Consider the following 1,407-nt stretch of genomic DNA (forward strand, 5'->3'; position numbering starts at 1 on the left):
AGTAGTGCCCCATAGAGTGGTGTAGCGCTGGTGGCCAGCCTCGTCGCGGACGTAGGCGCGGTCACCGTGTGATCCTTCGAGTCAACCTTCCACAGAATCCTCGAACGGAGTCATCACGATGACCGCACCTCACATTGTCGACCCTGCCGGCCTGCTCACGGAAGCGCTGTCCGAGGCGTCGCCAGATATGATGCGCAGCCTGCTGCAGACCATGATCAACGCGTTGCTGTCCGCGGACGCCGACACGGTGGTTGGCGCCGAATGGGGCAAGCCCAGCCCCGACCGCACGGCGCAGCGCAACGGCTACCGGCACCGCGAGCTGGACACCCGTGTCGGCACCGTCGACGTCGCGATCCCCAAGCTGCGCGCGGGCACGTACTTCCCGGAATGGCTGCTCGAGCGTCGCAAGCGGGCCGAGACCGCGTTGATCACCGTGGTCGCGGACTGCTACCTGGCCGGCGTCTCGACGCGGCGGATGGACAAGCTCGTCAAGGCCCTCGGGATCCACTCCCTGTCCAAGTCGCAGGTATCGCGGATGGCGACCGAGCTCGACGAGCACGTCGAGGCGTTCCGTCACCGACCTCTCGACGAGTCCGGCCCGTTCACGTTCGTCGCCGCCGATGCGCTGACGATGAAGGTCCGCGAAGGCGGACGCGTCATCAACGCCGTCGTCCTCATCGCCACCGGCGTGAACGCCGACGGCCGGCGAGAAGTCCTCGGGCTGCGGGCCGCGACCAGCGAGACCGGCACCGCCTGGAACACCTTCTTCTCCGACCTCACCGCGCGCGGCCTGTCCGGGGTGCGCCTGGTCACCAGCGACGCCCACGCCGGCCTGGTCGAGGCGATCGCGGCGAACCTGCCCGGCGCTGCCTGGCAGCGCTGCCGCACCCACTACGCCGCGAACCTGATGTCCGTGACCCCGAAGAGCATGTGGCCCGCCGTCAAGGCGATGCTGCACTCGGTGTACGACCAGCCTGACGCCGAGGCCGTGCACGCCCAGTTCGACCGGCTCCTGGACTACGTCGACGACAAACTCCCTGACGCGCACGAGCACCTCGATACCGCACGCGCCGACATCCTCGCGTTCACCGCGTTCCCCGACGGCCTGTGGTCACAAATCTGGTCGAACAACCCCAACGAGCGCCTCAACCGGGAAATCCGCCGCCGTACCGACAGCGTCGGCATCTTCCCCAACCGCGACGCGATCATCCGCCTCGTTGGCGCCGTCCTCGCCGAACAGACCGACGAATGGGCCGAAGGACGCCGCTACCTCGGCCTCGACATCCTCACCAAGAGCCGCCTCACCCTCGTCCCCAACACCGAGGCGGAGGTGAGCACCGCACCCGCACTCAGCGCCTAACACCAAACCGAAGGACACCGCGCTACACCACTACGGGGGACTTGACC

General features: G+C 67.8%; 1 protein-coding gene. It reads left to right on the forward strand.

Features of this window, described 5'->3' with window-relative positions; all coding sequences use genetic code 11:
• The first annotated feature begins 118 nt into the window (after nt 1-118).
• A complete protein-coding gene (locus tag DPM12_RS22640) occupies nt 119-1,360 on the forward strand; it encodes an IS256 family transposase (RefSeq protein WP_112260604.1) in 1,242 nt (413 codons plus the stop codon).
• Nucleotides 1,361-1,407 lie beyond the last annotated feature (47 nt).

Origin of the sequence: Phytoactinopolyspora halophila, assembly GCF_003287285.1 — a bacterium.
GTDB classification, from domain to species: domain Bacteria; phylum Actinomycetota; class Actinomycetes; order Jiangellales; family Jiangellaceae; genus Phytoactinopolyspora_A; species Phytoactinopolyspora_A halophila.